This window comes from Candidatus Symbiopectobacterium sp. NZEC135, assembly GCF_025962695.1.
The window spans coordinates 42942-66343 of record NZ_JAGFPF010000019.1 but is presented as its reverse complement, the minus strand read 5'-3'; the positions used below and the strand labels follow the sequence as shown (position 1 = coordinate 66343).

General features: G+C 50.6%; 22 protein-coding genes and 1 tRNA gene. 14 read left to right on the top strand and 9 right to left on the bottom strand.

Translation table 11 applies throughout. From position 1 onward, the window contains the following. Positions 1-3: 3 nt before the first annotated feature. The 3 genes from J5224_RS12000 to yejF are packed head-to-tail and all read left to right on the top strand — an operon-like array spanning position 4 to position 3717. Positions 4-1098 carry a microcin C ABC transporter permease YejB gene (locus J5224_RS12000; protein ID WP_264625607.1) on the top strand — a complete coding sequence of 365 codons (1095 nt, stop codon included), beginning with the start codon at positions 4-6 and terminating at the stop codon, positions 1096-1098. Then, positions 1095-2120: an ABC transporter permease gene (locus J5224_RS11995; RefSeq protein WP_264625598.1), complete on the top strand. Its 1026-nt coding sequence runs from the start codon at positions 1095-1097 to the stop codon at positions 2118-2120. Before J5224_RS12000 ends, J5224_RS11995 begins: the two co-directional genes overlap by 4 nt. A gap of 1 nt (position 2121) precedes the next feature. Continuing rightward, positions 2122-3717 carry a microcin C ABC transporter ATP-binding protein YejF gene (gene yejF, locus J5224_RS11990; protein WP_264625597.1) on the top strand — a complete coding sequence of 532 codons (1596 nt, stop codon included), beginning with the start codon at positions 2122-2124 and terminating at the stop codon, positions 3715-3717. A gap of 37 nt (positions 3718-3754) precedes the next feature. On the opposite strand, the gene J5224_RS11985 is transcribed toward yejF, so the two are convergent. From J5224_RS11985 to rsuA, 3 genes are all read right to left on the bottom strand, one after another. After that, positions 3755-4114, bottom strand: coding sequence for a YejG family protein (locus tag J5224_RS11985; protein WP_264625596.1), 360 nt, complete (start codon positions 4112-4114; stop codon positions 3755-3757). 459 nt (positions 4115-4573) lie between these two features. Further along, positions 4574-5755, bottom strand: coding sequence for a Bcr/CflA family multidrug efflux MFS transporter (locus tag J5224_RS11980; protein ID WP_264625595.1), 1182 nt, complete (start codon positions 5753-5755; stop codon positions 4574-4576). Positions 5756-5928: 173 nt separating this feature from the next. Beyond that, positions 5929-6630, bottom strand: a complete 702-nt coding sequence (gene rsuA, locus J5224_RS11975) for a 16S rRNA pseudouridine(516) synthase RsuA (protein WP_264625594.1) — start codon at positions 6628-6630, stop codon at positions 5929-5931. Positions 6631-6857: 227 nt separating this feature from the next. Between rsuA and J5224_RS11970 the strand changes: the two genes are divergently transcribed. The 3 genes from J5224_RS11970 to rplY all read left to right on the top strand — a co-directional run bounded on the left by J5224_RS11970 (position 6858) and on the right by rplY (position 9324). Continuing rightward, positions 6858-7097 (top strand): YecH family metal-binding protein, encoded by a 240-nt coding sequence (locus J5224_RS11970; RefSeq protein WP_264625593.1) that lies wholly within the window; start codon positions 6858-6860, stop codon positions 7095-7097. A gap of 3 nt (positions 7098-7100) precedes the next feature. Continuing rightward, positions 7101-8867 (top strand): DEAD/DEAH box helicase, encoded by a 1767-nt coding sequence (locus J5224_RS11965; RefSeq protein WP_264625592.1) that lies wholly within the window; start codon positions 7101-7103, stop codon positions 8865-8867. A 172-nt stretch (positions 8868-9039) separates the two neighbouring features. Further along, positions 9040-9324, top strand: a complete 285-nt coding sequence (rplY, locus tag J5224_RS11960) for a 50S ribosomal protein L25 (protein WP_222160321.1) — start codon at positions 9040-9042, stop codon at positions 9322-9324. Positions 9325-9438: 114 nt separating this feature from the next. Here the strand turns inward: rplY and yejK are convergent, their stop codons facing one another. Next, positions 9439-10449 carry a nucleoid-associated protein YejK gene (yejK, locus tag J5224_RS11955; protein WP_264625591.1) on the bottom strand — a complete coding sequence of 337 codons (1011 nt, stop codon included), beginning with the start codon at positions 10447-10449 and terminating at the stop codon, positions 9439-9441. Between the two features lie 166 nt (positions 10450-10615). Between yejK and J5224_RS11950 the strand changes: the two genes are divergently transcribed. From J5224_RS11950 to J5224_RS11940, 3 genes are all read left to right on the top strand, one after another. Continuing rightward, positions 10616-10843 carry a YejL family protein gene (locus tag J5224_RS11950; protein ID WP_195312827.1) on the top strand — a complete coding sequence of 76 codons (228 nt, stop codon included), beginning with the start codon at positions 10616-10618 and terminating at the stop codon, positions 10841-10843. 15 nt (positions 10844-10858) lie between these two features. Then, the gene (gene yejM, locus J5224_RS11945; protein ID WP_264625590.1) at positions 10859-12562 is read left to right on the top strand and encodes an LPS biosynthesis-modulating metalloenzyme YejM; all 1704 of its coding nucleotides are present in this window, start codon (positions 10859-10861) and stop codon (positions 12560-12562) included. A gap of 78 nt (positions 12563-12640) precedes the next feature. Then, a tRNA-Pro gene (locus J5224_RS11940) sits at positions 12641-12717 on the top strand. A 158-nt stretch (positions 12718-12875) separates the two neighbouring features. On the opposite strand, the gene J5224_RS11935 is transcribed toward J5224_RS11940, so the two are convergent. Further along, positions 12876-13103: a YdgH/BhsA/McbA-like domain containing protein gene (locus J5224_RS11935; protein ID WP_264625589.1), complete on the bottom strand. Its 228-nt coding sequence runs from the start codon at positions 13101-13103 to the stop codon at positions 12876-12878. A 350-nt stretch (positions 13104-13453) separates the two neighbouring features. Here J5224_RS11935 and J5224_RS11930 point away from each other — a divergent pair, with 350 nt between their 5' ends. Together J5224_RS11930 and J5224_RS11925 are read left to right on the top strand one after the other, a co-directional pair. Continuing rightward, positions 13454-13891: a hypothetical protein gene (locus J5224_RS11930; protein WP_264625588.1), complete on the top strand. Its 438-nt coding sequence runs from the start codon at positions 13454-13456 to the stop codon at positions 13889-13891. A gap of 319 nt (positions 13892-14210) precedes the next feature. Next, positions 14211-14441: a YceK/YidQ family lipoprotein gene (locus J5224_RS11925; RefSeq protein ID WP_264625587.1), complete on the top strand. Its 231-nt coding sequence runs from the start codon at positions 14211-14213 to the stop codon at positions 14439-14441. Here the strand turns inward: J5224_RS11925 and J5224_RS11920 are convergent. After that, positions 14432-15838 (bottom strand): GGDEF domain-containing protein, encoded by a 1407-nt coding sequence (locus tag J5224_RS11920; protein ID WP_264625586.1) that lies wholly within the window; start codon positions 15836-15838, stop codon positions 14432-14434. The genes J5224_RS11925 and J5224_RS11920 overlap by 10 nt on opposite strands. Positions 15839-16116: 278 nt before the next feature. Here J5224_RS11920 and J5224_RS11915 point away from each other — a divergent pair, with 278 nt between their 5' ends. Both J5224_RS11915 and J5224_RS11910 read left to right on the top strand, forming a co-directional pair. Then, positions 16117-16554: a hypothetical protein gene (locus J5224_RS11915; protein WP_264625585.1), complete on the top strand. Its 438-nt coding sequence runs from the start codon at positions 16117-16119 to the stop codon at positions 16552-16554. 47 nt (positions 16555-16601) lie between these two features. Then, complete coding sequence (locus J5224_RS11910) at positions 16602-19220, top strand: ADP-ribosyltransferase (RefSeq protein ID WP_264625584.1); 2619 nt, start codon at positions 16602-16604, stop codon at positions 19218-19220. Positions 19221-19457: 237 nt separating this feature from the next. Here J5224_RS11910 and J5224_RS11905 read toward each other — a convergent pair whose 3' ends face one another. Both J5224_RS11905 and J5224_RS11900 read right to left on the bottom strand, forming a co-directional pair. Further along, positions 19458-20000, bottom strand: a complete 543-nt coding sequence (locus J5224_RS11905) for a rhodanese family protein (RefSeq protein WP_264625583.1) — start codon at positions 19998-20000, stop codon at positions 19458-19460. A gap of 14 nt (positions 20001-20014) precedes the next feature. Next, the gene (locus J5224_RS11900) at positions 20015-20317 is read right to left on the bottom strand and encodes an ArsR/SmtB family transcription factor (RefSeq protein WP_264625606.1); all 303 of its coding nucleotides are present in this window, start codon (positions 20315-20317) and stop codon (positions 20015-20017) included. 318 nt (positions 20318-20635) lie between these two features. On the opposite strand from J5224_RS11900, the gene J5224_RS11895 reads away from it, so the two are divergent. Continuing rightward, positions 20636-22057 carry an EmmdR/YeeO family multidrug/toxin efflux MATE transporter gene (locus J5224_RS11895; protein WP_264625582.1) on the top strand — a complete coding sequence of 474 codons (1422 nt, stop codon included), beginning with the start codon at positions 20636-20638 and terminating at the stop codon, positions 22055-22057. A gap of 32 nt (positions 22058-22089) precedes the next feature. Here J5224_RS11895 and J5224_RS11890 read toward each other — a convergent pair whose 3' ends face one another. Then, positions 22090-23265, bottom strand: a complete 1176-nt coding sequence (locus J5224_RS11890; RefSeq protein ID WP_264625581.1) for an MFS transporter — start codon at positions 23263-23265, stop codon at positions 22090-22092. Positions 23266-23402 lie beyond the last annotated feature (137 nt).

The following is a 23402-nucleotide window of genomic DNA, read 5'->3' as shown; positions in this document are numbered from 1 at the left end:
ATGGTGGGAACCTATTTACTACGCCGACTTTTGCTGGTGATCCCCACGCTGTGGGCCATTATTACCATTAACTTTTTTATTGTGCAGATAGCCCCAGGTGGCCCGGTTGATCAGGCCATTGCCGCCATCGAGATGGGTCAGAGCAGCGGGTTTGGTGCCGGTGGCGGAATGGATCGGGCGATGGCGCGCAGCGGCGGTGGCACACTGACCGTGGAAAATGCCTACCGTGGCGCTCGCGGGCTGGACCCAGAGGTGATTGCGGAAATCACCAAACGCTACGGGTTTGATAAGCCGATTCATGAGCGCTATTTCACGCTGCTGTGGAACTATGCCCGATTGGATTTTGGCGATAGCCTGTTTCGCGGCTCCTCGGTGATGGAACTGATTAAACAGAGTATGCCGGTTTCTATCACGCTGGGATTATGGAGCACGTTGATCATTTATCTGGTTTCAATCCCACTTGGCATCAAAAAAGCGGTCAAGAGCGGTACGCCGTTTGATACCTGGAGCAGTACGCTGATTATCGTCGGCTACGCTATCCCGGCATTCTTGTTTGCCATCTTGTTGATTGTGCTGTTTGCCGGAGGCAGTTATCTCGACTGGTTCCCGCTGCGCGGGCTGGTATCGAGTAACTTCGACACCCTACCCTGGTACAGCAAAATCACCGATTACCTGTGGCACATCATTTTGCCCGTGCTGGCAACGGTGATTGGCGGCTTTGCAACGCTGACCATGCTGACCAAAAACTCGTTTATGGACGAGATCCGCAAGCAATATGTGGTTACCGCCCGGGCAAAGGGGCTGGACGAAAACAGCATTCTGTACCGCCATGTCTTCCGCAATGCCATGCTGCTGGTCATTGCCGGGTTCCCCGCCACCTTTATCAGCATGTTCTTCACCGGTTCGCTGCTGATTGAAGTGATGTTCTCACTCAACGGGCTGGGACTGTTGGGTTATGATGCCACGCTGCAACGCGACTACCCAGTGATGTTTGGCACGCTCTACATTTTCACATTGATTGGTCTGCTGCTGAATATTGTCAGCGACATGACCTATACGCTGGTCGATCCGCGTATTGATTTTGAGGGGCGCCAATGAGCCGAATCAGCCCAATAAATCTGGCGCGCTGGGCCCGTTTCCGCGCCAATCGTCGTGGCTACTGGTCACTGTGGATCTTTCTGGCGCTGTTTATCCTCAGCCTGTTCGCCGAACTGCTGGCCAATGACAAACCGTTACTGGTACGCTACGACAACCGCTTCTATGCGCCGCTGCTGGTGAATTACCCGGAAACCACCTTCGGTGGGCAGTTTGCTACCACCACAGATTTTCGCGATCCCTACGTGGCGGCACGCATCGCGCAACACGGCTGGAGTATCTGGCCGCCGATCCGTTATCGCTACGATACCATTAATTACGCCACCACCCAGTCATTCCCCTCCCCGCCTTCCGGTCAGAATTGGCTCGGCACTGACAGTCAGGGGAAAGATGTGGTAGCGCAAGTGCTGTACGGCTTTCGCATTTCCCTGTTGTTTGGGCTTTCACTGACCCTGCTCTCCAGCCTGATTGGCATTGTGGTTGGCGCAACGCAAGGCTACTACGGTGGCAGGCTCGATTTATGGGGGCAACGCTTCATCGAAGTTTGGTCGGGCATGCCAACGCTGTTCCTGATTATTCTGCTGTCCAGCGTTATCCAGCCCGACTTCTGGTGGCTGCTGGGCATCACAATCCTGTTTGGCTGGATGGGCTTGGTGGGCGTGGTGCGCGCCGAATTCCTGCGCACCCGTAATTTCGACTACATTCGCGCGGCGCAGGCCATGGGCGTCAACGATCGGGTGATCATGATGCGCAGTATGCTGCCTAACGCCATGGTCGCAACGTTAACGTTTCTGCCGTTTATTTTGTGCGGCTCAATCACTACCCTGACATCGCTCGATTTTCTGGGCTTTGGACTTCCGGTCGGCTCGCCGTCACTGGGTGCCCTGCTGCTGGAGGGCAAGAACAATCTTCAGGCTCCCTGGCTCGGTATTACCGTATTTTTGGTGTTGGCAACCCTGTTGTCGTTACTGATTTTTATTGGCGAAGCGGTGCGCGACGCTTTTGATCCCAGCAAGGCACATTGATATGAACCCAACCCCACTGTTACAGATTCAGGATCTCAGCATCGCGTTTCGCCAGGGTGAGCAGGTACATCAGGTGGTGGATTCGGTATCCTTCAACGTCGAACGCGGTGAAACACTGGCGCTGGTGGGAGAATCCGGCTCGGGCAAGAGCGTCACAGCGTTGTCGGTGCTGCGTCTACTGCCTTCTCCACCGGTTATCTATCCTCAAGGGGATATCCTGTTTGACGGCGAATCGCTGCTGCATGCGCCAGAATCACGGTTACGCGAACTGCGCGGCAACCGTATCGCCATGATCTTCCAGGAACCGATGGTGTCACTGAACCCACTGCACAGCATTGAAAAGCAACTGATAGAAGTGTTGACATTGCACCGCGCAATGACGCGAGACGTTGCACGCAGTGAAGTGCTTAGCTGTTTGGATCGTGTTGGCATACGGCAGGCACAGACGCGCCTGAACGACTTTCCTCATCAACTGTCGGGCGGTGAACGCCAGCGGGTGATGATCGCGATGGCCCTGCTAATGCAGCCTGATTTGCTGATTGCCGATGAGCCAACCACCGCGCTGGACGTCACCGTGCAGGCCCAAATTCTCACCCTGTTGCGTGAACTTAAGCAGGAGCTGGGCATGAGCCTGCTGTTCATCACGCATAACCTGAATATCGTCAAGCAGTTGGCAGATAAGGTTGCCGTGATGCAAGGCGGACGCTGCGTAGAACAAAATCATTGTCACAACCTGTTTGTCGCACCGCAGCACAGCTATACCCGACAGTTGCTGGATGCCGAACCCTCCGGTTCCGCCCTGCCTCTTTCGGAGGATACGCCGACGCTGCTACGCGTAGAAAAGCTCTCGATTTCATTCCCCATCAAGCGTGGATTATTGCGGCGGACGGTGGCAGAAAAAACTGTCGTCAATGGGTTGAATTTCACCTTACGTCGTGGTGAAAGCCTGGGGCTGGTGGGCGAATCCGGTTCAGGAAAGAGTACCACCGGGCTGGCATTGTTACGGCTCATCGCCTCACGCGGTAACATCGTATTTGATGAACAACCGCTGCATCAATTTAATCGCCGCCAAATGTTACCGCTGCGTAGCCAGATTCAGGTGGTGTTTCAGGACCCCAATTCGTCGTTGAATCCACGGCGCACCGCGCTGCAAATTATCGAAGAAGGGCTGGAAGTGCATCAGAAGATGAGTGCCGCCGATCGTGAACTGCGGGTTATTGAGGTGATGGGTGAGGTCGGCCTTAATCCCGAATTTCGTCACCGTTACCCGTCGGAGTTCTCCGGTGGTCAGCGGCAACGCATTGCTATCGCCAGAGCGTTGGTGCTTGAGCCGGCGTTGCTTATCCTTGACGAACCCACCTCGTCACTGGACAGAACCGTGCAGGCGCAGATTCTGACATTATTGAAAAACTTACAGCAAAAACGCCATCTGGCTTATCTGTTCATCAGCCACGACCTACAGGTGGTGCGCGCGTTGTGCCATCAGGTTATCGTGCTGCGTCAAGGCGAGGTGGTTGAGCAAGGGCGTTGTGAACAGGTTTTTTCCGCACCGCAGAGCGCCTATACACAAGAACTGTTGCGTATGGCCACCCTGTGAGATACACACACGTCATGTCGTGGCAAAGGCATGGCGTTTAAAACGGATAGAGCGCGCTCAGGGGCTCGGCGATAGCAACGCCCACGTTTTTAAGCCGACACAACGCTGTGCTTTCATCATCACGGTGTAAAAATAGACAGGGTTCCCCGTCCCATTCCAACACGGCGCAATCAATCTGAATTTCAGCCAGAGACTGGTTCAACTGGCGTAAAATAACCCAGGCCATTTCACCGTCATGGCTTAATAATTTAAAACCAATCAGGTTATTGTCTTCATCTCGTCCCCGCAGAGGAATACCGTTCAGCGGAATCGGTTCCACCTTGATACCGGCGAAACCCGATAGCCAACGATAACTTTGCGGCAAACGATGCACGACCGAAAGTTGGAGAGTGTCCACTGTTACTTTCCCTCAGGTATGATGATGGTGAACAAACGCAATGACATCGGCGTCAAAGAAAGAACGTTTACTCTCAGTGTCCAGACAGGGCGGCACTGCTGAATGAGCATTTCTACAAGAATCCGCGTTGCAATGGCCATAAGTCACCCTTCTTAGCGAATGGAAATGATTGCAATACTGATTAATGCCACGTTGATCACATTTTAAGATTTTTATAGGTCGCCCTATATTTAACGCTTTCCCTGCAATATCTCAACCCCTTTTGTTTACATTGTTCACTTTTAAATCATACATTTTACATTTATAGAACAACATTCCAAAAAAAGACAATGTGACATCGATAACACTTGACCGAGAACAAAAAGGGAAGATCAAACTAATGAAGCCCGACGTTGAAAGGCGGCAACGAGAAACGCCCGTTTACCGCATCACTGCGGCAAACGGAAAGAGGGGACGATATCAGCGGGAACGGGCTGCGTAAGCGTAAAGCAGAAAGGCAGCAGCGGAACAGAGTGACATGGAGGCGATCATCGGCCAGGCGCTGGTAAAACTCACCAGCGACAGCAGGCTTCCGATCAGTGCACCCATACCAAAGCGTAGTGTGCCAGCCAGCGAGGACGCGGTGCCCGCCATATGCGGAAAATCATCCAGTATCACGGCCATGGCATTTGACATCACCATCGCAATACAACCGACATAAATAGCCACCCCCAACACCAACGGCAAGAAGCCCAGGTCCAAAGCGTAGATAGCCACCAGCGCGATACCGACAACGAACTGTATCAGTAGCCCGATGCGAAACATCTGGTTCGCCCCTAGGCGGCGCACCACACGGCTATTGGTGTAGGTAGTCAGGAACAAAAAAACCACGTTTAGGGCAAAGTAATAGCCAAAATGTTGCGGAGATACACCGTAGAGATCGATATAGACAAAAGGGCCGGCGCTTAAAAAAGAGAACATGCCAGAAAACGAAAACCCGCTTGCCACCATGTAGCTAAACACTTTCTTGTGGCGAAACAGCGAAGCGAAATTCCCGGCTGTGGTACGAAAATGAAACGGCTGGCGTTTTTCTACCGGCAACGACTCTTTGACAAAGCGCATCACCAGTACCGAGGCAATCAGAGACAGCCCGGCCAGCGTCCAGAAAATCGCATGCCAGCTAAACCACAGCAGCAACACACCGCCCAACATCGGCGCCAACAGCGGTGCGACCGTCATAACCAGCATCACAAATGACATCATGCGCGAAAATTCATCTTTGGCGAAGGTGTCACGCATCAGCGCATTAATCACTACCGCAGACGCAGCCGCAGACAAGCCGTGCAGCATACGTAACACGGTAAGCTGTTCAATGGTTTGCGCCAGCGCACACGCCACACCAGCCAGCATAAAGACCAGCGTACCGCCCAGTATCACGGGTTTACGTCCCAGGCTGTCCGCCATCGGGCCGTAGAATAACTGGCCGATAGCGAACCCCATGATGTAGGCGCTTAACGTCATCTGCACCTGGCCCGGCTCCACGCCGAACTCTTTGGCAATCACCGGCAACGCCGGCAGGTACATATCGATAGCAAACGGTGTCAGCATCGACAACAAGCCAAGAATAAAAATCAAGCCACGATGTGATGGCGCTTTCCCCACTGCATGTCTCCCAGCGTCTTGCCCGCAAAATAAAAAAATTCACCGCAGCGGCAGGCTTCCACCACGGTGACGGTTTCAATAAGCTTGATGGCCGGTTCAGAGGCTCATCGTGTTTATATCAGGTGGATGACAAACGTATGACGCAGACTGAATTCAGTATGGTGCAAGTCGGCTCAACCCGGCATAACGCTGGCGACTTCTTCTTCCGTCAGTGCGCGATACTCACCCGGCTCAAGCGTGTCATCCAGCGCAATGGCACCAATGCGCTCACGGTGTAACTCAACCACGCGGTTCCCTACGGCGGCAAACATCCGTTTGACCTGGTGGTAGCGCCCTTCCCCAATGGTTAATCGCACCTGGTGATCATCGAGCTTTTCCAGTTGTGCGGGTTTGGTCAGCGATTTTTCACCGTGCAGTTGTACCCCCTGCTCAAACTGCTGCGCCGTATCCTCTGCCAGCGGCAGTTCGAGCGTGACCAGATAGGTTTTTTCACAGTGATGCTTGGGCGATGTAATGCGGTGAGACCATTGTCCATCGTCGGTCAGTAATACCAGCCCCGTGGTGTCAATATCCAATCGACCCGCAGCATGCAGTTTGTGCGCAACCGGCTCATCGATAAAATAGAGAATGGTCGGGTGATCCGGATCTTCCGTTGAACACACGTACCCCTGCGGCTTGTTAAGCATGAAGTAGCGCGGGCCATTCTGTTGCACCAACGCATTACCATCGAACGCCACCTGATGTTCAGGTGACAATTTAAATGCACCGCTTTTAACCACTTCACCATCAACGGTAACGCGCTGCGCACGCAGCTCCCGCGCTACCAATGCACGGCTAATCCCGAGTTGCTGGGATAAAAATTTGTCCAATCGCATGAGAAAATCAACTGCCTGTCAGTGTTAAGGAAGGAAAATCATGCCGTAGTATAGCGAGTGATGACGATTGCTCCTAGAATGTCCGACGTTTTCCCCCACCGGTGCTCATGGATACGCACAAAATGTGCGATTGTTTCTCATTAACCGCTGGCGAGGGTTCGCCCCTGGCGCATAAAAATATAGAATAAATACATCTTTTATTTTCAGGGTTATTACAGGAGCACGCGATGTCATCTATTCACGGTCATGAAGTACTGCATATGATGCTGGATTCTGCCGAATCCTACACCACTGAGGGGCTGATTGCCGCCATTGAAGCGCGTTTCGGTGCCGACGCACGCTTTCACACCTGCTCTGCGGCCGACATGAGCGCGACCATGCTGGTCGATTTTCTGGCAAACAAAGGCAAGTTTATCCCACAGGACGCGGGGTTTAACACGGCGGCCAGTAAGATCTGCCAACACTAAGCCATGGCGTTCACCTTACGCCCCTATCAACAGGAGGCGGTTTCCGCCACACTGGCCTATTTTCGGCAATATCAACACCCTGCGCTGATCGTACTGCCTACCGGCGCAGGAAAAAGTCTGGTGATTGCCGAACTGGCGCGGTTGGCGCGAGGGCGCGTGTTGGTGCTGGCGCATGTCAAAGAGTTGGTTGAACAGAATCACGCCAAATATTGCGCTTGGGGATTGGATGCCGACATTTTTGCCGCCGGCCTTAACCAGCGCCGCAGCGAAGGTAAAGTGGTGTTTGGCAGCGTGCAATCCGTGGCGCGTAACCTGCCCGCCTTTACCCAGTTCTCGCTACTGATTATCGATGAATGTCACCGCATCAGCGATGACGACGACAGCCAATACCAGCAAATCATTACGCACCTGCGCGCGCAAAACCCCGCACTGCGCCTGCTCGGCCTTACCGCAACGCCTTATCGTTTGGGCAAAGGCTGGATTTATCAGTATCACTATCACGGCATGATTCGTGGTGATGAACAGTGCCTGTTTCGCGACTGTATCTATGAACTCCCGCTGCGTTACATGATCAAACACGGCTTTTTGGTACCGCCGCAGCGTCTGGATATGCCAGTGGTGCAGTATGATTTCAGCCGTTTGAGCGTGCAACCCCACGGTCTGTTCAGCGAAGCGGAACTCAACCGTGAATTACGACGACAGCAGCGCGTAACGCCCCAGATTGTCAATCAGATAGTCAGCTACAGCACCGAACGTAAAGGCGTGATGATCTTTGCGGCGACCGTGGAGCACGCACGGGAAATCCACGGTCTGTTGCCCTCGGGAAAAGCCGCTTTTATCAGCGGGGAAACCCCCGCCGTAGAACGGGATGCGCTGATCGCTGCCTTTAAGCAGCAACAATTGCACTATCTGGTCAATGTGGCGGTATTGACGACAGGCTTTGATGCGCCGCACGTGGACGTCATCGCCATTCTGCGCCCGACGGAATCCGTCAGCCTGTATCAGCAGATAGTCGGACGCGGCCTGCGCCTGTCGCCGGGAAAAACCGATTGCCTGATTCTGGATTACGCCGGGAATCCCCATGATTTGTATATGCCGGAAGTCGGCAGCCATAAACCGCACAGCGGTAGCCAGCCAGTACAAGTGCTTTGCCCACAGTGTGGTTTTGCCAACCTGTTTTGGGGAAAAACCACGGCGGAGGGGGATATCGTCGAACACTACGGTCGCCGCTGCCAGGGCTATGAAGAAAATGACAACGGTGTTCGCGCGCAGTGCGATTACCGTTTCCGCTTTAAAGTATGCCCAGAATGTGGTGCCGAAAACGACATTGCTGCGCGCCGCTGCCACCAATGCGATCACATTATGGTCGATCCTGACGACATGCTAAAAGCCGCACTCAAACTGAAAGATGCCCTGGTGCTGCGCTGTAGCGGCATGCAGATGACAGCCGGACAGGATGATAAAGGGGAATGGCTAAAAATTACCTATGTTGATGAAGACGGCGCAGATGTCAGCGAACGTTTTCGCCTGCATACGCCTGCCCAACGGCGCGTATTTACTCAACTGTTTTTACGGGTGCACCAACGTGCGCCGGGGCTGGCGCTGACATGGCAATCTGCACAGGATATCTTGCGCCAGCAGACCGCCCTGCGTGCGCCGGACTTTGTGGTGGCGCGACGCCAAGGCAAACAGCGGCAAGGCTTCTGGCAAGTGAGAGAAAAACTGTTTGATTATGAAGGCCGTTTTCGCCGCGCCAATGAATTGCGCTAGCCAGCGTAACACGGTTTCATTTGCCGCCACGCGGATATTCCGTTAGAATGCAGCCCGCTTTTGTCATGCAAAAGCCACTCTGTTCCATTGTGAATAATACATTCCATTGCGAATAACCTAACCTGTTGCTGGGTCGCCTGTAGCAGGTGTATTTTCTAAAGTAGAGAAAATCATGATCACGATTAATGTTGAAGTACGTAAAGAGCAGGGTAAGGGTGCGAGCCGCCGCCTGCGCGCAGCTAGCAAATTCCCAGCCATCATCTACGGTGGTGCGGAAGCGCCGGTATCTATCGCTCTGGATCACGACAGCGTTAAAAACCTGGAAGCTAAAGAAGGTTTTTACGGCGAAGTTCTGACCCTGGTTGTCGATGGTAAAGAAGAAAAAGTGAAAGTTCAGGCTGTTCAGCGTCACGCTTACAAGCCAAAACTGACTCACATCGACTTCGTTCGCGCTTAATCGTTTAGGGAAACCCGTGGGACGCCGCGCGTTTTCCTAGCAAGCAAGAATGTCGATAAGAAAAACGCCGCTTATGCGGCGTTTTTCGTTTTCTGGTCGCTAACCTATCACCACTTACTTATCACCGCTGCTTAAACGGCGCTGTAGCTGATCGCGCAAATTCGGCGGCGTTCCTTTAATGGTAAGTGTGTCGGTTGTCGGATCCCAGAAGATACGCTCGCCCAGCAGCATGGCATCAAAGTTGATCGTCAACCCACCGCCACTGCCAGCAAACTTGGTCAATTGGCGCAGCGTGCTGCGATCCGCCGGGAAACTCTCTTCCAATTCATAGCCCTGCTCTTGCGAAAAAGCATGGAAGGTTTTCTCTCCCAACGGCGCCAGTTCCTGCGACAACGCAGCAACCTCTATCTCTTCCCCTGCCTGCAACTGCTCATTGCAATAGCTGTATACCTGCTGACGGTATTGCTGACGCTCGTTTTTATCCAACTGCGCATCGGCACAATAATCGTCTACCGCCTGCAACAGGCCGCGATTCTGCGCTTTGGTGTCAAGCCCCGCGCTGGCACCGAGGAAATCCATAAAGAAATCCGCAACCTTGCGCCCTACCCGTCCTTTCAGGAAGGTCAGATAACGTTGAGATTCCGGGTTGGTTTCCCATTCTGTAAGATCGATACGCGCCACAATATCCGCGTGGGGAATATCCAGGTAGTGTGTGCTGCTGATATCCAACTGCTCATTGACGCGCATGCTGCTGCAACTGCTCAGCACTGCCACCAGCAGATACTCAACCGCCAGATAGCGGTATTGGCAGAACAGCACGATGCCCCCCTCCGCAAAGGGATATTTCGCCAGTTCATCACGCAACCGAGCGGTAGCCGCGCGACTAAACCCGAGGAAATCCTCCTCCCCTTTACGGCAGCCACGCAGTGCCTGGGCCAGTTCGCTCTGTTCCTCGAACACGCCGTAGGCCTTGTTTTTCGCACTGTAGACGCGGTGCAACTCGGCCATCATCTCGTCAACGGCGGGGGTGGCATCCAATAACGAATCCCGTAACACCAACTCCAACGTTTGCTCATCGCGTTTGACAAGCTGATGCAAGGCAATCTGGTCGATATCCAGACTCATGATAAACTCTCCTTTTGGCAAGGAGCGTATTCAAACACCAACGCAGGTCCCCTGCAAGAGAAAGCCTCCCGCCGCCAGAGGTTGAGGCTAAAATGATAAAATTGCGGAAAACGTCAGGTCGTTACGGTAAGATATTCCCCTTTATCAGCTTGAGAATCGCCCTTTTATGGCACAATTATCCCGTTACAGTGACGAACTCGTCGAACAAGTGCTTTCCGAATTGGTAAGCGTATTGGAAAAACACCATGCCCCCACTGACCTCTCCTTGATGGTTTTGGGCAACATGGTCACCAACCTTATCAACACCAGCGTAGCACCGGGGCAGCGTCAGGTATTGGCTCGTTCTTTTGCTGATGCGTTGCAGGCATCCATCACTACCCATAACGCGCACTAACACCGACCAGAGGCTATGGTAAGCAACCGTCACAACTATCGCGAAAAAGTTTCCCAGATGATCAGTTGGGGGCATTGGTTCGCGCTATTTAATATCCTGTTGAGTCTGGGGGTGGGCAGCCGCTATCTGTTCGTAGCGGATTGGCCCTCGTCGTTACTTGGCCGTAGCTATGCTCTTGTCAGTTGGTTGGGGCACTTTAGTTTTATTGTTTTCGCCGCCTATCTATTGATTGTCTTTCCCTTGACGTTCGTGGTGATGTCTCAGCGTTTGCTGCGTTTTCTTTCTGCGGCGTTGGCAACCGCAGGGCTGACGCTGCTGTTGCTGGATATGGAGGTGTTTAGCCGCTTCCACCTGCACTTGAACCTCACCGTTTGGGAACTGGTGATCAATCCAGCGCAAAGCGACCTGGCCCGTGACTGGCAACTGATGTTTATCGGCATCCCCGTGATTTTCATGGTTGAGATGCTGTTTGGCACCTGGTGCTGGCAAAAACTGCGGAGCCTGAACCGTCACCGCATTGGCATGCCGGTCGCCGCAGTGTTTATCAGTGCGTTTTTCGCCTCGCATATGATGTATATCTGGGCTGATGCCAACTTCTATCGCCCAATCACCATGCAGCGCGCGACATTGCCGTTATCCTATCCGATGACAGCAAGACGTTTTCTGGAAAAACATGGCCTGCTGGACGCACAAGCGTATGAGCGTCGTATTGCGCTACAGGGCAACCCTGAGGCGATTACGCTGGAATACCCACTGAACACTATTCAGTTCCGCGATGCCGGCAGCGGCTACAATCTGTTGATTGTGGTGGCAGACCAACTGCCGCTCACCCGTATGCCGCAGTTGATGCGTTTTGCAGAAGAAAATGTGCACTTTAGCAACCATTTCAATGTCAGCCAGAATACACAAAGCAGCTTGTTCAACCTGTTTTATGGCATCTCGACCACCTACATGGATGGGGTATTGAGTGCGCGCACGCCATCCGCATTGATGAGTTCTCTGAACCAACAGGGCTATCAATTTGGTCTGTTCTCAAGCAACGGCTTCGATAACCCGCTTTATCGCCAGGCACTGTTGTCAGATTTTTCGCTTTCAGCACCGATAATTCAACGTGATGTTGATACCGTTCAACAGTGGCAGACATGGCTGGAAACCGGTACGCAGCCCACATCGCCGTGGTTCTCTTATATTGAGCTTGGCAGCAATGGCGCCCGAGCCTTAACGGATGCTAAAGCCGCCGATCAAAACATCAGTGCAATACTGAATACGTTGCAAAGCCAAGGCAAACTGGATAATACCGTGGTGATTATTACGGCAAAATCCAGCGAACAGGACAAAGGCAGCCGCTACCGTCGCTCACAGTGGCAGATCCCGCTGGTGGTGCATTGGCCGGGTACACCGGCGCAAACCATCAGCAAAATGACGGATCAAAAAGACGTTATGGTCACGCTGATGCAACGTTTGCTGCATGTCAAAACGTCCGCCACGGATTACGCGCAAGGAGAAGACCTGTTTGCAGCACAGCGACGTAATAACTGGTTGGTGAACGGCAACCGCGGTGCGTTGCTAATCACAACGCCAGAGCAGATCATTCAATTGGAAGCCAATGGCAGCTACGATGCCTACAACAGCGACGGTGAAAAATTGCGTGATGAGAAACCAAGTTTACCGCTGCTGTTACAGGTACTGACCAGCGAAAGGCGATTTATTGCCAACTAACTGCCTAAATCTAAAGCGATCGCGCCAGCTGGCTATTGCAATCGGTTCAGGAGACGGTAATATAGCGCCCCATAGCGTCGGCACGTAGCGCAGCCTGGTAGCGCACTGTCATGGGGTGTCAGGGGTCGGAGGTTCAAATCCTCTCGTGCCGACCAAATAATCCCAAGAAAACCAACCTTTTACGGTTGGTTTTTTTATGCCTGAAATTTGACTGGGGTTACATGCCAGACGGCGCGCGTTGAACAGGCACGCACAAAACAAAAAAAGGAGCTTTCGCTCCCTTTCTTTTGCCATCCCACCAACAATCCCGAAATCATTTGTACAGGATTGCCGTACCACGCAGTTGATCGTTACCAACAACAGAAACAATCTTGTAGGAAGATGCGCCTGCCGCTTCCGCTTTTGCTGCTACCTGAGCTTCAAAGGCGCTCAGCGTTTCTGCACCACTCACTTGCACAGTACCCATGTCCTGTGCAGCAAAGCTACCGAAAGACACCAGGCCAAGAGCAACAACTGCGGCAAATTTTTTGATAACGTTCATGATATAAACCCTTCTGTTCGATGTTTGATGTAAAGGCCGTTTGCCTTTGATGGGATAAATCATAGCGCCATCATTCAGAGGTGAATATCAGAGAAAACTGTTATCATCTTTCAAATAAATTGAACTATAAAATAAAACCTTACACCGAACCCTACACACTGAATGACAGCGTATCATCCGCTCATTCAAATGCATCCCACCGCACAAAAGTTGAACCCCCTAAACAATAAAAAACTAACAGAATAAAAAGCCATATCAGCGCATTGCTGGCTTTATACATTCAACATTACTGCCTATTTCCCTATAATCACCTAGACATAAAGTCTAATCATTTCAACAGGGAAGATATAATGAAACGCATTCTACTGGCGCTATTTACGGTATCTTTAGTGGCGCCCACTTGGGTTCATGCAACAGAAACAGCAGAGCAATCGGAAACCAAAATGTTGGCGATCACCGAGGCTAAACTCAAGGATACACAGGGGGGTTGTGCGTGCAGTTATACCGTAAAAAATCTGCAAAGCAGCCCACTAAAGCGATTCGAAGCCTATATCACCGTCAAAAATGAACAGGGCAAATTCCGCTGTGATGCCGCGCATTTCAGTTTCAGTAAACCCATTCAACCCAACGAATCGCGTACATTGTCCAATGAAGCTTACGGAAAGACCTGTGGTAAAAATCCAACGGTATCTCTCCTGATGGTCAGCACCTGCAATTACACAGATGGTTCAGAGTGTGATACTGAAAATATTGAGATCACGGATTCTGGCCTGAAGTGGGTTGAATAAAAGCGATAACACTCGGCAATCAACACCATTGAAGCTTCGCAGGCCATTGCAACGAATCGCCTTCGTTGTTTGATAACCATGAGGTTTGCGTGTGTGCGGACCTCATTCAACACCGGCAAGGCAGTAAAAACGCGGTGTTGGTGCTCGAGGGGCATCACATAGACTACACAAGAGCCAGTTATGAAGAAAAAGAGCAACGCAGACGCAAGATGCATTGAACGTCTGTTGACTGCGGGCCACTACCTCACATCGCGATAATTATCAGGTAGACTATACCTCATCACACTCTCACCACTCAGTGGCTAATCGAGTTTATCCCGTGAAACGACTCCTGATTGCATTCATCATCACCAGCCAACTTTCTGGCTGCGGCAGCATCATAAGCCGAACGGTCAAAGGACAAGGCCAGGGTCACCAATACTATCCTGGCGTTCAGTGGCTGCTCAAAGATCGCTGGTGGAAATACCTGGTGATTATCGATCTGCCGCTTTCGATGCTAGCCGATACACTAATGCTGCCCATAGACATGAAGCATGGCCCTTACGAATAAATCGGGTCTCGTCCGTGTAATTTGACCCGATTACGCCCGCTGGTCTTGGCGTGGTAGAGCGCTGCATCCGCGTTATCGATCAGCCGCTGGTAATCAGGGTGATAATCAAACTCTGCCACCCCAATGCTGAGGGTAACGGAAAATGATTGGCTACCGAAGGCGTTGATCGCTGTAGAAGCCACCTTTTCACGCAGCGTATCGACGATCACCTTCGCCTGATGCAGCGATGTTTCCACCAACAGCACCATGAACTCTTCACCACCATAGCGAAAGACATAATCACTGCTACGAACGTGATCGTAAATCATGGATGAAATACTTTTCAGCGTTGCATCGCCCGTGTCGTGACCGTAGCGATCGTTTACCTGTTTAAAATGATCCACATCCATCATTACTAGCGTAAAGGGTTTTCTGGTACTGGTCGCCAAAGCGATTTCCCGACGCATGATGGTTGGAATAAAACGCCGGTTTAGCAGGTTTGCCAGAGGATCCTTGCCGTTTTCAAACTTGACCAGTTCGTCAAACAGGGAAGTGATAATCAGCGTAATTTGCCCGGTCAGTTGTCGCACATTGCGTAATAGACGCATGCGCACCTCCGCCTGAGAGGCCAGCCCTGATGCGGCGATGCCAATTTCACTGTCAACCTTGTCGATCAAGGTATCCGTTTCACGCAACAGATCGGGAAAACCAAACAGGTGCTTTCCTTTGTGTGAGAACCATAATCCGAATTCCGAATGCCCCAGGCGCGTAATGTCGGCCAAGGGTAATTCTGTCGCCACGTGATAAATAAACTGATTTTCCCAGTTCATTAACGCACCTAACTGCCTTTCGCGTTCTACGCTAACGTCATCATACACACTCAATACGCGATATCGTTCCTGATCGCGCATGGCATTTTTATAGGTGGGGGAATAAGCTATGGTCATCGCTTCCAGAGCGGTATCCATCGCTAATCCGCTAAAACAAAGTGCACTATTGATTACAAACGGGGATTGTTCCCCTTTGTTGGTTAACAGCGGATAAAGATCGTTTTTTAATTTACGGGCCCCGCGCGCCACCAAATCAATAGGGAGGCCAATACGTGCGTGCACAACGCCCACATGGTGCTGTTGGGCGAGTAGCGCAGCCAAATCTTGTTGAGAACTGCCCAACACGCTGCGCAACCAGTGAAACATACTGATACTTAACTGTTCTGTGACCTGCCGGGTATTGAGATAGCGATGTGCATGCTCGTCATTAAGCATGTAATCATAAAAGCGGTCTACCAGATAGCGTATTTCATCATCACTCAGAGATATCAACAGTGTATGGGCTTCTGGTTGTGTGATTTCAACCAAGGTGCGCCATTCGCTCAATAATGGCTCAATGTGATAATCATTTTTAACAGAAATAGTCATGGACAGGACATAAAGTGGTTAACCAGATGCCATCATAGGCGATTCATCTGTCATATACCACTGCGCTAACAGTTTCATTGCGGATTATTTCCATAAGGCATTATCAGGTTAGCAACAGTAATCATCATCTCCTATTCGCTCGAGGAAAAAGCGAAAATGGTTTTTTTTCTTTTCACCTAAACGCTATGATCGTTTTATCACACAGCCAAGAAAATCTTACTTTGCGTATTTCCACTGGTCACCGTGTCTATGACTAACTTAAAAGGAGATCCCCCTTAATGGCAATAACCATAAATCAACATAGAATGAGCATAGGGAATTATCATCATGGTAAAATGGAAGCAAACGAAAGACGGTGCAATAAGAGAGTATCAAACACCGTAAATAATACGATTCAAAAAAAATCACTCACGCTGAATATCAAAGATATCGTACCCTCATATCACGTTTGTCAGCACAGAGAACGCCGTTTACAATTAAAAAAAATAATATGCTTTATACTATTACTGAATCACGTTCGTGCACACACAGTACTTGCGGGCGAAAATACCGATATCTCCCCGCCTCCACAGCCATTAGGACAATATAACCAAACACTGCTGCCGTTAAATGAACGTTTACCCGTCAAAGTGGCGGCTACACCAGATTACCGGCACCATGCCGATAATAACGAAAAAAAAACCGTCGAGAGATCAGAGAAGCAGCCTATTCAATAGCTGACAAAGTAACACATTCAACAATGTCCTTGCCCGAAAAGATCTATGTGTTTGGCAAAACGGGCATCATCACTAATGATGAAAAAACTTACTATACGACAGATAAAAAGAGAGGTGATGTTTTTTTTGATAATGCAAGACTGTCATTGAAGAAATTCTATGATGATTACCAGAAAAAAAAACCTCCTTTAATAACTCTGGCGTCTTCAATCATGAAGAAAAACCTCAAGGAGAAATTCAATCTGGACATCGATCCAGATAAAAATTACTTTATGCTATTTAATTCAGCAATGAGTTGTTCAAAGTGCTTCACAGGGTGGTGCTTCTCAGGTAAACCGATAGAATACGGAACATTATCAAGTTATCTGCTACGAAATTTTCCCGCTGACGCCCAGGAGCATCTGGTTTCTGTAAACAGTCAATCCGGTATTTATCGCGTCTCGCCCGATATGGCAAATACCTTTGGCAGGGAAAACGAGGTTCCATTACTGCCAACCACATTCATCCAGTTAGTGTGGGATATCAATTTTTATCAACAAGCACGAACCTTCTATACTCACATATTTGATAACAAAGGTATCCATAGCAAAAAAAATTTCATCGATTTTATTATCAACCTCACATCTCAACCACTCACTCACCGTGCTCTATCGGACTTATTGTCAGGGACTGGGTTGACTAAAAATGGCAATGTAACGGTTTCAGTGTTTGATATTAATGGCTATCACGCTGCTGACCTTATTATTTTTTACAATAGCACCGATAGCCGGATTACGCTGTATCTACCAAGAGCTGAAAATAAATTTGCTGAGTTTAACCGTATAGACGATATGCGAAATTGGGTACTCGATAGTTGTCATAATAAAACCCGCCAAGAAAGTATTACATCTCACTTTTCACTCAAAGATCGGCAGGATGGGGTCATCTACTCAGGTATAGATAATTGGTTAACGTCGCAATGCAATAGTGTGAATCGCGAACGGGATAAAAATAAAATAGGTGCACAGCGCATGATTATTGCTCCCTCAGCATTCTTCACCTCCATGGCAAACAGGCAGCGTGAACGTTTTTTCAGCGATCTGGATACACGGGTCAAATCAGATGCCGAAGTCATTCGTGACATCTGGGAAAGAGATATTGATGCCTCTGCCATTCTGCCCAATCCAATCACGCCCCTTGCTGCACTGGCACTGCATCTCGAACACGCTTTCGAAGGCGATACCAGCGCGGAGAGGCAACAAGAATGGAACAAGGTATCGAACGATATCGTCAATCTTGTTCTGATGATAACGTTGGACAAGGTCAGTCGCTTTAACACCGATGGCTATGAATTTATTGATAAAATAAAAAACTCACTGGCACAAGAAAGTCGCTCGGCAGTGCTTGAAAAAAACCTCTCCTTTGAACACTTCAACCTCAATATGCCCGAAGAGGATATACTGTCAGCCACGCCGCAGATTAGCCTAAGCACACACCGCCTTCCCGAACTGGATAACGCCCTTTTTTCTAAAGCCAAACCCAATGCGCAGGGCATTTTTCGCTATTCAGATCCCCATTCTGCAACCGAGAAATTGGCAATTTGCATTGAAAACCGTTTTTATACGGTCCGCCCCGGCACCGTTCAAAACATGTATATTCTTGATGACGAGCGCGAAATCGTTTTTTTTGATGGCAGCTACGTAGAAAGAAAGCAGCATCCCCTTGAGCGCGTTAGGTATACAGAATGCCGTGCTCGCCGATCGCCAGGCGCATCTTGTACTCGTCTATCAGTGTCAATTCAAGAAGCGCTCGCCCGGAACAGAAATAAGGGGCTGACCAAAGAAGATGCCATGATCATTGGCCGAGACCCTACTCACCCGGCTTTATTTATTAATATTGAAGGTAACAAATATATCGGTTCTGATGACCGGTTTTTCAGAATAAAAGAAAAGGAGAATGTGTTTACCATCTATGCCCGGAAAAGAACGGGGTTGTTATCTTCTTTTCGACGCCGCAAACAGATTGCCACATTTCAATTCAGCCAAGTGCAGGGTGAACAGTATATACACACACCAACAGAAGCGATAATGGAGACACTAGGCGCTTCCCGCCCAGCCGCTAGCCTCTATAACGACTATCGAGAACGCGATGGAGGGCAATACCAGACAAACGCCGCCGAACGGCGCGCCATTAGCGATTACACGCGCAATGTTTCTGACATGATCAATGAGTATCTTGAACTTGACATGCCTGAGGACTTTTTGAGTCCGATGTTCGCTGAACAATCATTGCAAATGGTGACAAATATACGGTCGTTGCTGAATAAACTGCCCCGTTTTCACGGTGTGGTATATCGCGGCGGCGAGTTATCTCCGGAGCTACGGGCTACTTTAAAACCCGGAGATACCCTTCTGGTTAAAAAGTTTCTATCCACCTCCGCTGATAAGCAGATCGCAATGGCCCACAAGGCCGGTAAAGGACCTCATCAAGCCTTGTACAAAATCCATGTCACCCATGCTGCACACGCCATCAGTGGGTTTACCCGTAACCTGCATGAAGCGGAAGTGTTGATAGAAGATCGCACCCTGTTTCGCTGTATTTCTATTGAGGGGGATAATGTCGAATTGAAAGAGGTATTGGATGCTACGCGTCTCGATGAGAGCTCGGTAAAAATAGCGTCACTCTAGCCTTGGTCCTATGTCGCTGACCTTGCTGAGCAAACCGAGCCTGACGTGACCGAATGTCAAAGCAAGATAGCCGTCACAATCTCAAAAAACAAAACGCCGTTTTATATTGTATGAACGGCGTTTTAAATTATATACTCCGTTCCGCCTTATAAGTAAGGTTCTAGATACCTTTGCCCCGACTCCAGTCGGGGTTTTTTTTATCTGAAACCACCCGGATTAACGCACCAGACCACTGTTTTAGCGATTAAGACCACTGCGCTTATTCCAAGGCATGTGCATCAGTAATCTGGCCATACCGCAAAATCCGCTGACACCGGCAAACACCAATCCTGCACCGATGAAGCCGGCGACACTAAAAAAAGCCGGGTGCAACGTGTACCCCAAGATAACGCTTATCAGTGTCAGCCCGCCGGCAGCAATTTGTACCTGACGCATGACAGGCAGCGGTTGCGAGCGATCGACTTCAACCGGCAAACCCGCTTTTTTCCAGGCGTTGAGCCCCCCTTCCAGCAAAAATGCACGTTGCCCGGGAATGAGTGCTGCTATCTGTTGTGCATGCAGTTCGCAACGCGCTCCCGATAGGCAGTAAAAAATAACCGTTTTATTTGCAGGTAGTGCTATTCCCGGCGATGCATTGGCATGCTCCCCCAGCGAACACAGACGTGATTGCGGAATATGCTCACGCTGGAATTCATCTGTCTGGCGAATGTCAACCATCAACGCCCCGTCAGACTGGCGCTGCCGAGCTTCGATAGGGGAAAGGTAGGGTAACGTTACCATGGTATTCCTCTCTTTCAAGGACAGTAAATGTCTTTGAGTGTCGTGATAATACGTTCCAGATCGTGGTTAGCAATCGCGTAATAGATGGTGGTGCCTTCGCGCTGTGCAATGACCAGCCCTTCAGAACGCATACGCGCCAGATGCTGCGATGTGGCAGAAGGACTCAAGCCGCAAGCCTGCCCAAGTACGCCAGCACTCACCTGCTGCCCCTCAACCAACATACAAAGGATCAGTAAACGATTGGCGTTCGCCATCGCTTTTAACAACAACGCAGCGTCATGGGCACGCCGCTGCAATTCACCTACTGTATTTGGCATCATCACTTATTTTAGAATATACTTAATTAAGAGAATACTAAAATTACTATCAAAACAAATCAAGTGTTTTCGCTGAAAAGTGTGACCAGGGCTGGAGCATCTTTCGGTTGGCTGTTACTCTATTAAAAATCGGTCCACTGTTTCAGATTTCTTCTGCATCTGACGTACTGTTGGGGGCGATCATTAGCCAGATCAACGTTTCCAGTAGTAAAACAAGACACACTATCGCGGCTTTGCGTGATGACACCAGCAGGTAGCGTTATCGCAATGTCGCTGTTGCGCAACCTGGTCTTATTCAGAATAATTTCAAAGCGGTGCATGAAAAACTTCTCTCGATTAGTCAATAGATATCACCAAACGGATTGGTATAAAAAGCGGCACTCAAACCGTGTTCTGCTCTGGCGCGAGATCACACCATTAGCCGTGCCCATTTTTATTGAAGGGCTATGCGTGGTGTTGATGGGGGTATTCAGCACCTTTCTTGTCAGTTGGTTGGGCAAGGAATCCATGGCCGCCGTGGGCCTGGCCGACAGTTTCAACATGCTCATCATTGCTTTCTTTACCGCTGTTGCTCTGGGCACCGCGGTCGTAGTTGCGTTCAGTCTGGGCCAACGCAATCGCAAACAGGCCCGTTCAGCAACGCGTCAGTCCATGTCTTTGCTGGTACTGGTCTCCTTTTTGTTGGTACTGCTGATTGAATTGGCCGGTGAAGCCATTATTAATCTGATCGCCGGATCGGCAGACCAACATGTCAAAGCGTTGGCGTTGGTGTTCCTGCGGCAAACAGGGTGGAGCTACCCGGCAATGGCGATTGCCTTGGTCGGGTGTGGGGCACTGCGCGGTGCCGGGAATACCAAGCTACCGATGTTCATCAATATCGGCATGAATATCCTGAACATTCTGATCAGTAGCGTGCTGATATACGGGATTTTTTCCTGGGATGGTCTGGGGTTCTATGGTGCAGGTATCGGCACGACGCTGTCACGCTATATCGGTGCGGTGTTTGTCATTCTTACGTTAATGCACGGCTTTAACGGTGCACTGCGCATCCCTTTCAAATCCTATTTTGCGCCTTTCACCTACACGATTCTGTATGAAGTGTTAAGCATCGGTGTTCCTGCCAGCGTGGAATCCGTGATGTTTAATCTGGGCAAGCTGATCACACAACGGTTTGTCGCCGGAATGGGCACAGAAGTTATCGCGGGAAATTTTATCGCTTTTTCTATCGCGGCACTGATCAACCTACCCGGCAATGCCCTCGGGTCGACAGCCACCATCATCGTTGGAACACGCTTAGGCAAAGGGCAGATTTTTCAGTCGATTCGCCAGTTACAGTATATTTTTGTGCTTTCCAATATCGGTTTATGCATCCTCGCCTTATCGTCAATCCCTTCGGCAGGTTTCCTGTCATCACTGTATACCAACGAGCCCGAAGTTATTGAGGTTGCCAAGAAGTTGCTGTGGTTGAACGCACTCTTTACCCCCTTTTGGGCAGCCGCCTGGGTAGTGCCTGCGGGGTTGAAGGGGGCAAAAGACGCCAGCTATACCATGTGGGTAGCCATGGCCAGCATGTGGGGATGCCGCATTGTAGCGGGTTATATCCTCGGTATCTGGCTCGGTTTTGGCGTTATCGGCGTGTGGATGGGCATGTTCTTTGACTGGATCGTGCGCGGCCTGTTGTATTATCGCCGTATGGTCAGCGGCCGGTGGCTGTGGCGCTACCGACCTCCCGCCGCTTAACGCGCGATAGACGTTATTGGCTCGACACCACATTAACGCCCGAGCGTTTTGCGAGCGCTTAATGGCCGAAAGCGAAATGCCATCACAATAAGCACAACAACTCCCCATGCCATGATCGTCCAGGCTTGCTCCAACCCTTCGGTGTGCTGTCGAATGACTCCCGCGAGCGTCGGCATCACGCTCGCCAGGATATAACCTCCGCCTTGAACAAAGCCCATCAATCGCCCCGTTTCTTGCACATTGGTAGCGTGGTCGAGTGCAACAATTAGCGAAAGAGGAAACAGCGCCCCGATACCCATTCCAAGAAGGATCATCGCGACAAAAGCCAAGGACAGCGGTGCCATCAACAGCAGTATCATGCCTGACAGCAGTAATACCAGTATTGGCACCAGCAGCACACGTCGGTCGGGAAAGCGTGAAATCATTGCGGAAACGGCCAACCCGGCACACACCTCAGTCAGCGTTAATCCCCCCAGCAAAAAGCCACTTTGCGCGGCACTCCACCCTAACTGCATGTAATAGGGTGGCAGCCAAGCGAGTACCAGTGTATAAGCCCCCGTCCCTATCCCAAAGAACAGCATTAAGGCCCAATGTTGTATCCCGTGCGGCGCGGGACGATAAATCGCATTCTGCTCGTGCTCCTCACGTGAAGACGGCGCTTTGCGCCAGACCAACAGTGCGATAAAGGCAACGATCCCCCAACATGCCAGCGCCCCCGACCAGCCAGTGATACCCGACAGCGGCGAGGCCGTTGCCGCAGCAACGGCGGCCCCGGCCATAATCCCCGTGGTATAAAGCCCCATCAACAGGCTGCTGCGCTGAAGAAAGAAGCGCTTAATAAACGACGGTACTAATGCCTGAATCAGCGCAATGCCTACCCCGCCGAGTGCAGCACTCACCAACAGCCCAATGCGCGTATCCCAAGGAAAGCGCACCAGACAAGCAACCGTAATGATGGTAATGCCGAGCAGAATGCCATGATACTCCCCTAGGTGACGTTGCAACCAGCCGCCGTAAAGCGCACAAATTCCCATTGCCAGAATAGGCAGCGTCGTCAACAGGCCGGCCTGACTGTCGTCCAGACCAGTAGTCTGTTGAATTTGTTCAAGCAATGGGCCCACCACCGCCAGAATCGGGCGCAGATTTATCCCGAGCAGTAGAATGGCGATAAACAGAAAGTGGCGTGAGTGCCTGGGGGAAACGGGCATAAAATGATCCTGTGATGGTTTTCTTCGTGCTGAGGATGGCGTTACTAAAAATGCAGACGAACGCTTACGTTCTTCGTGCGTATTTTTGCACAAATTACCTTAACGTCAAGATAATAATTATTACTCCCCTCGTCGAC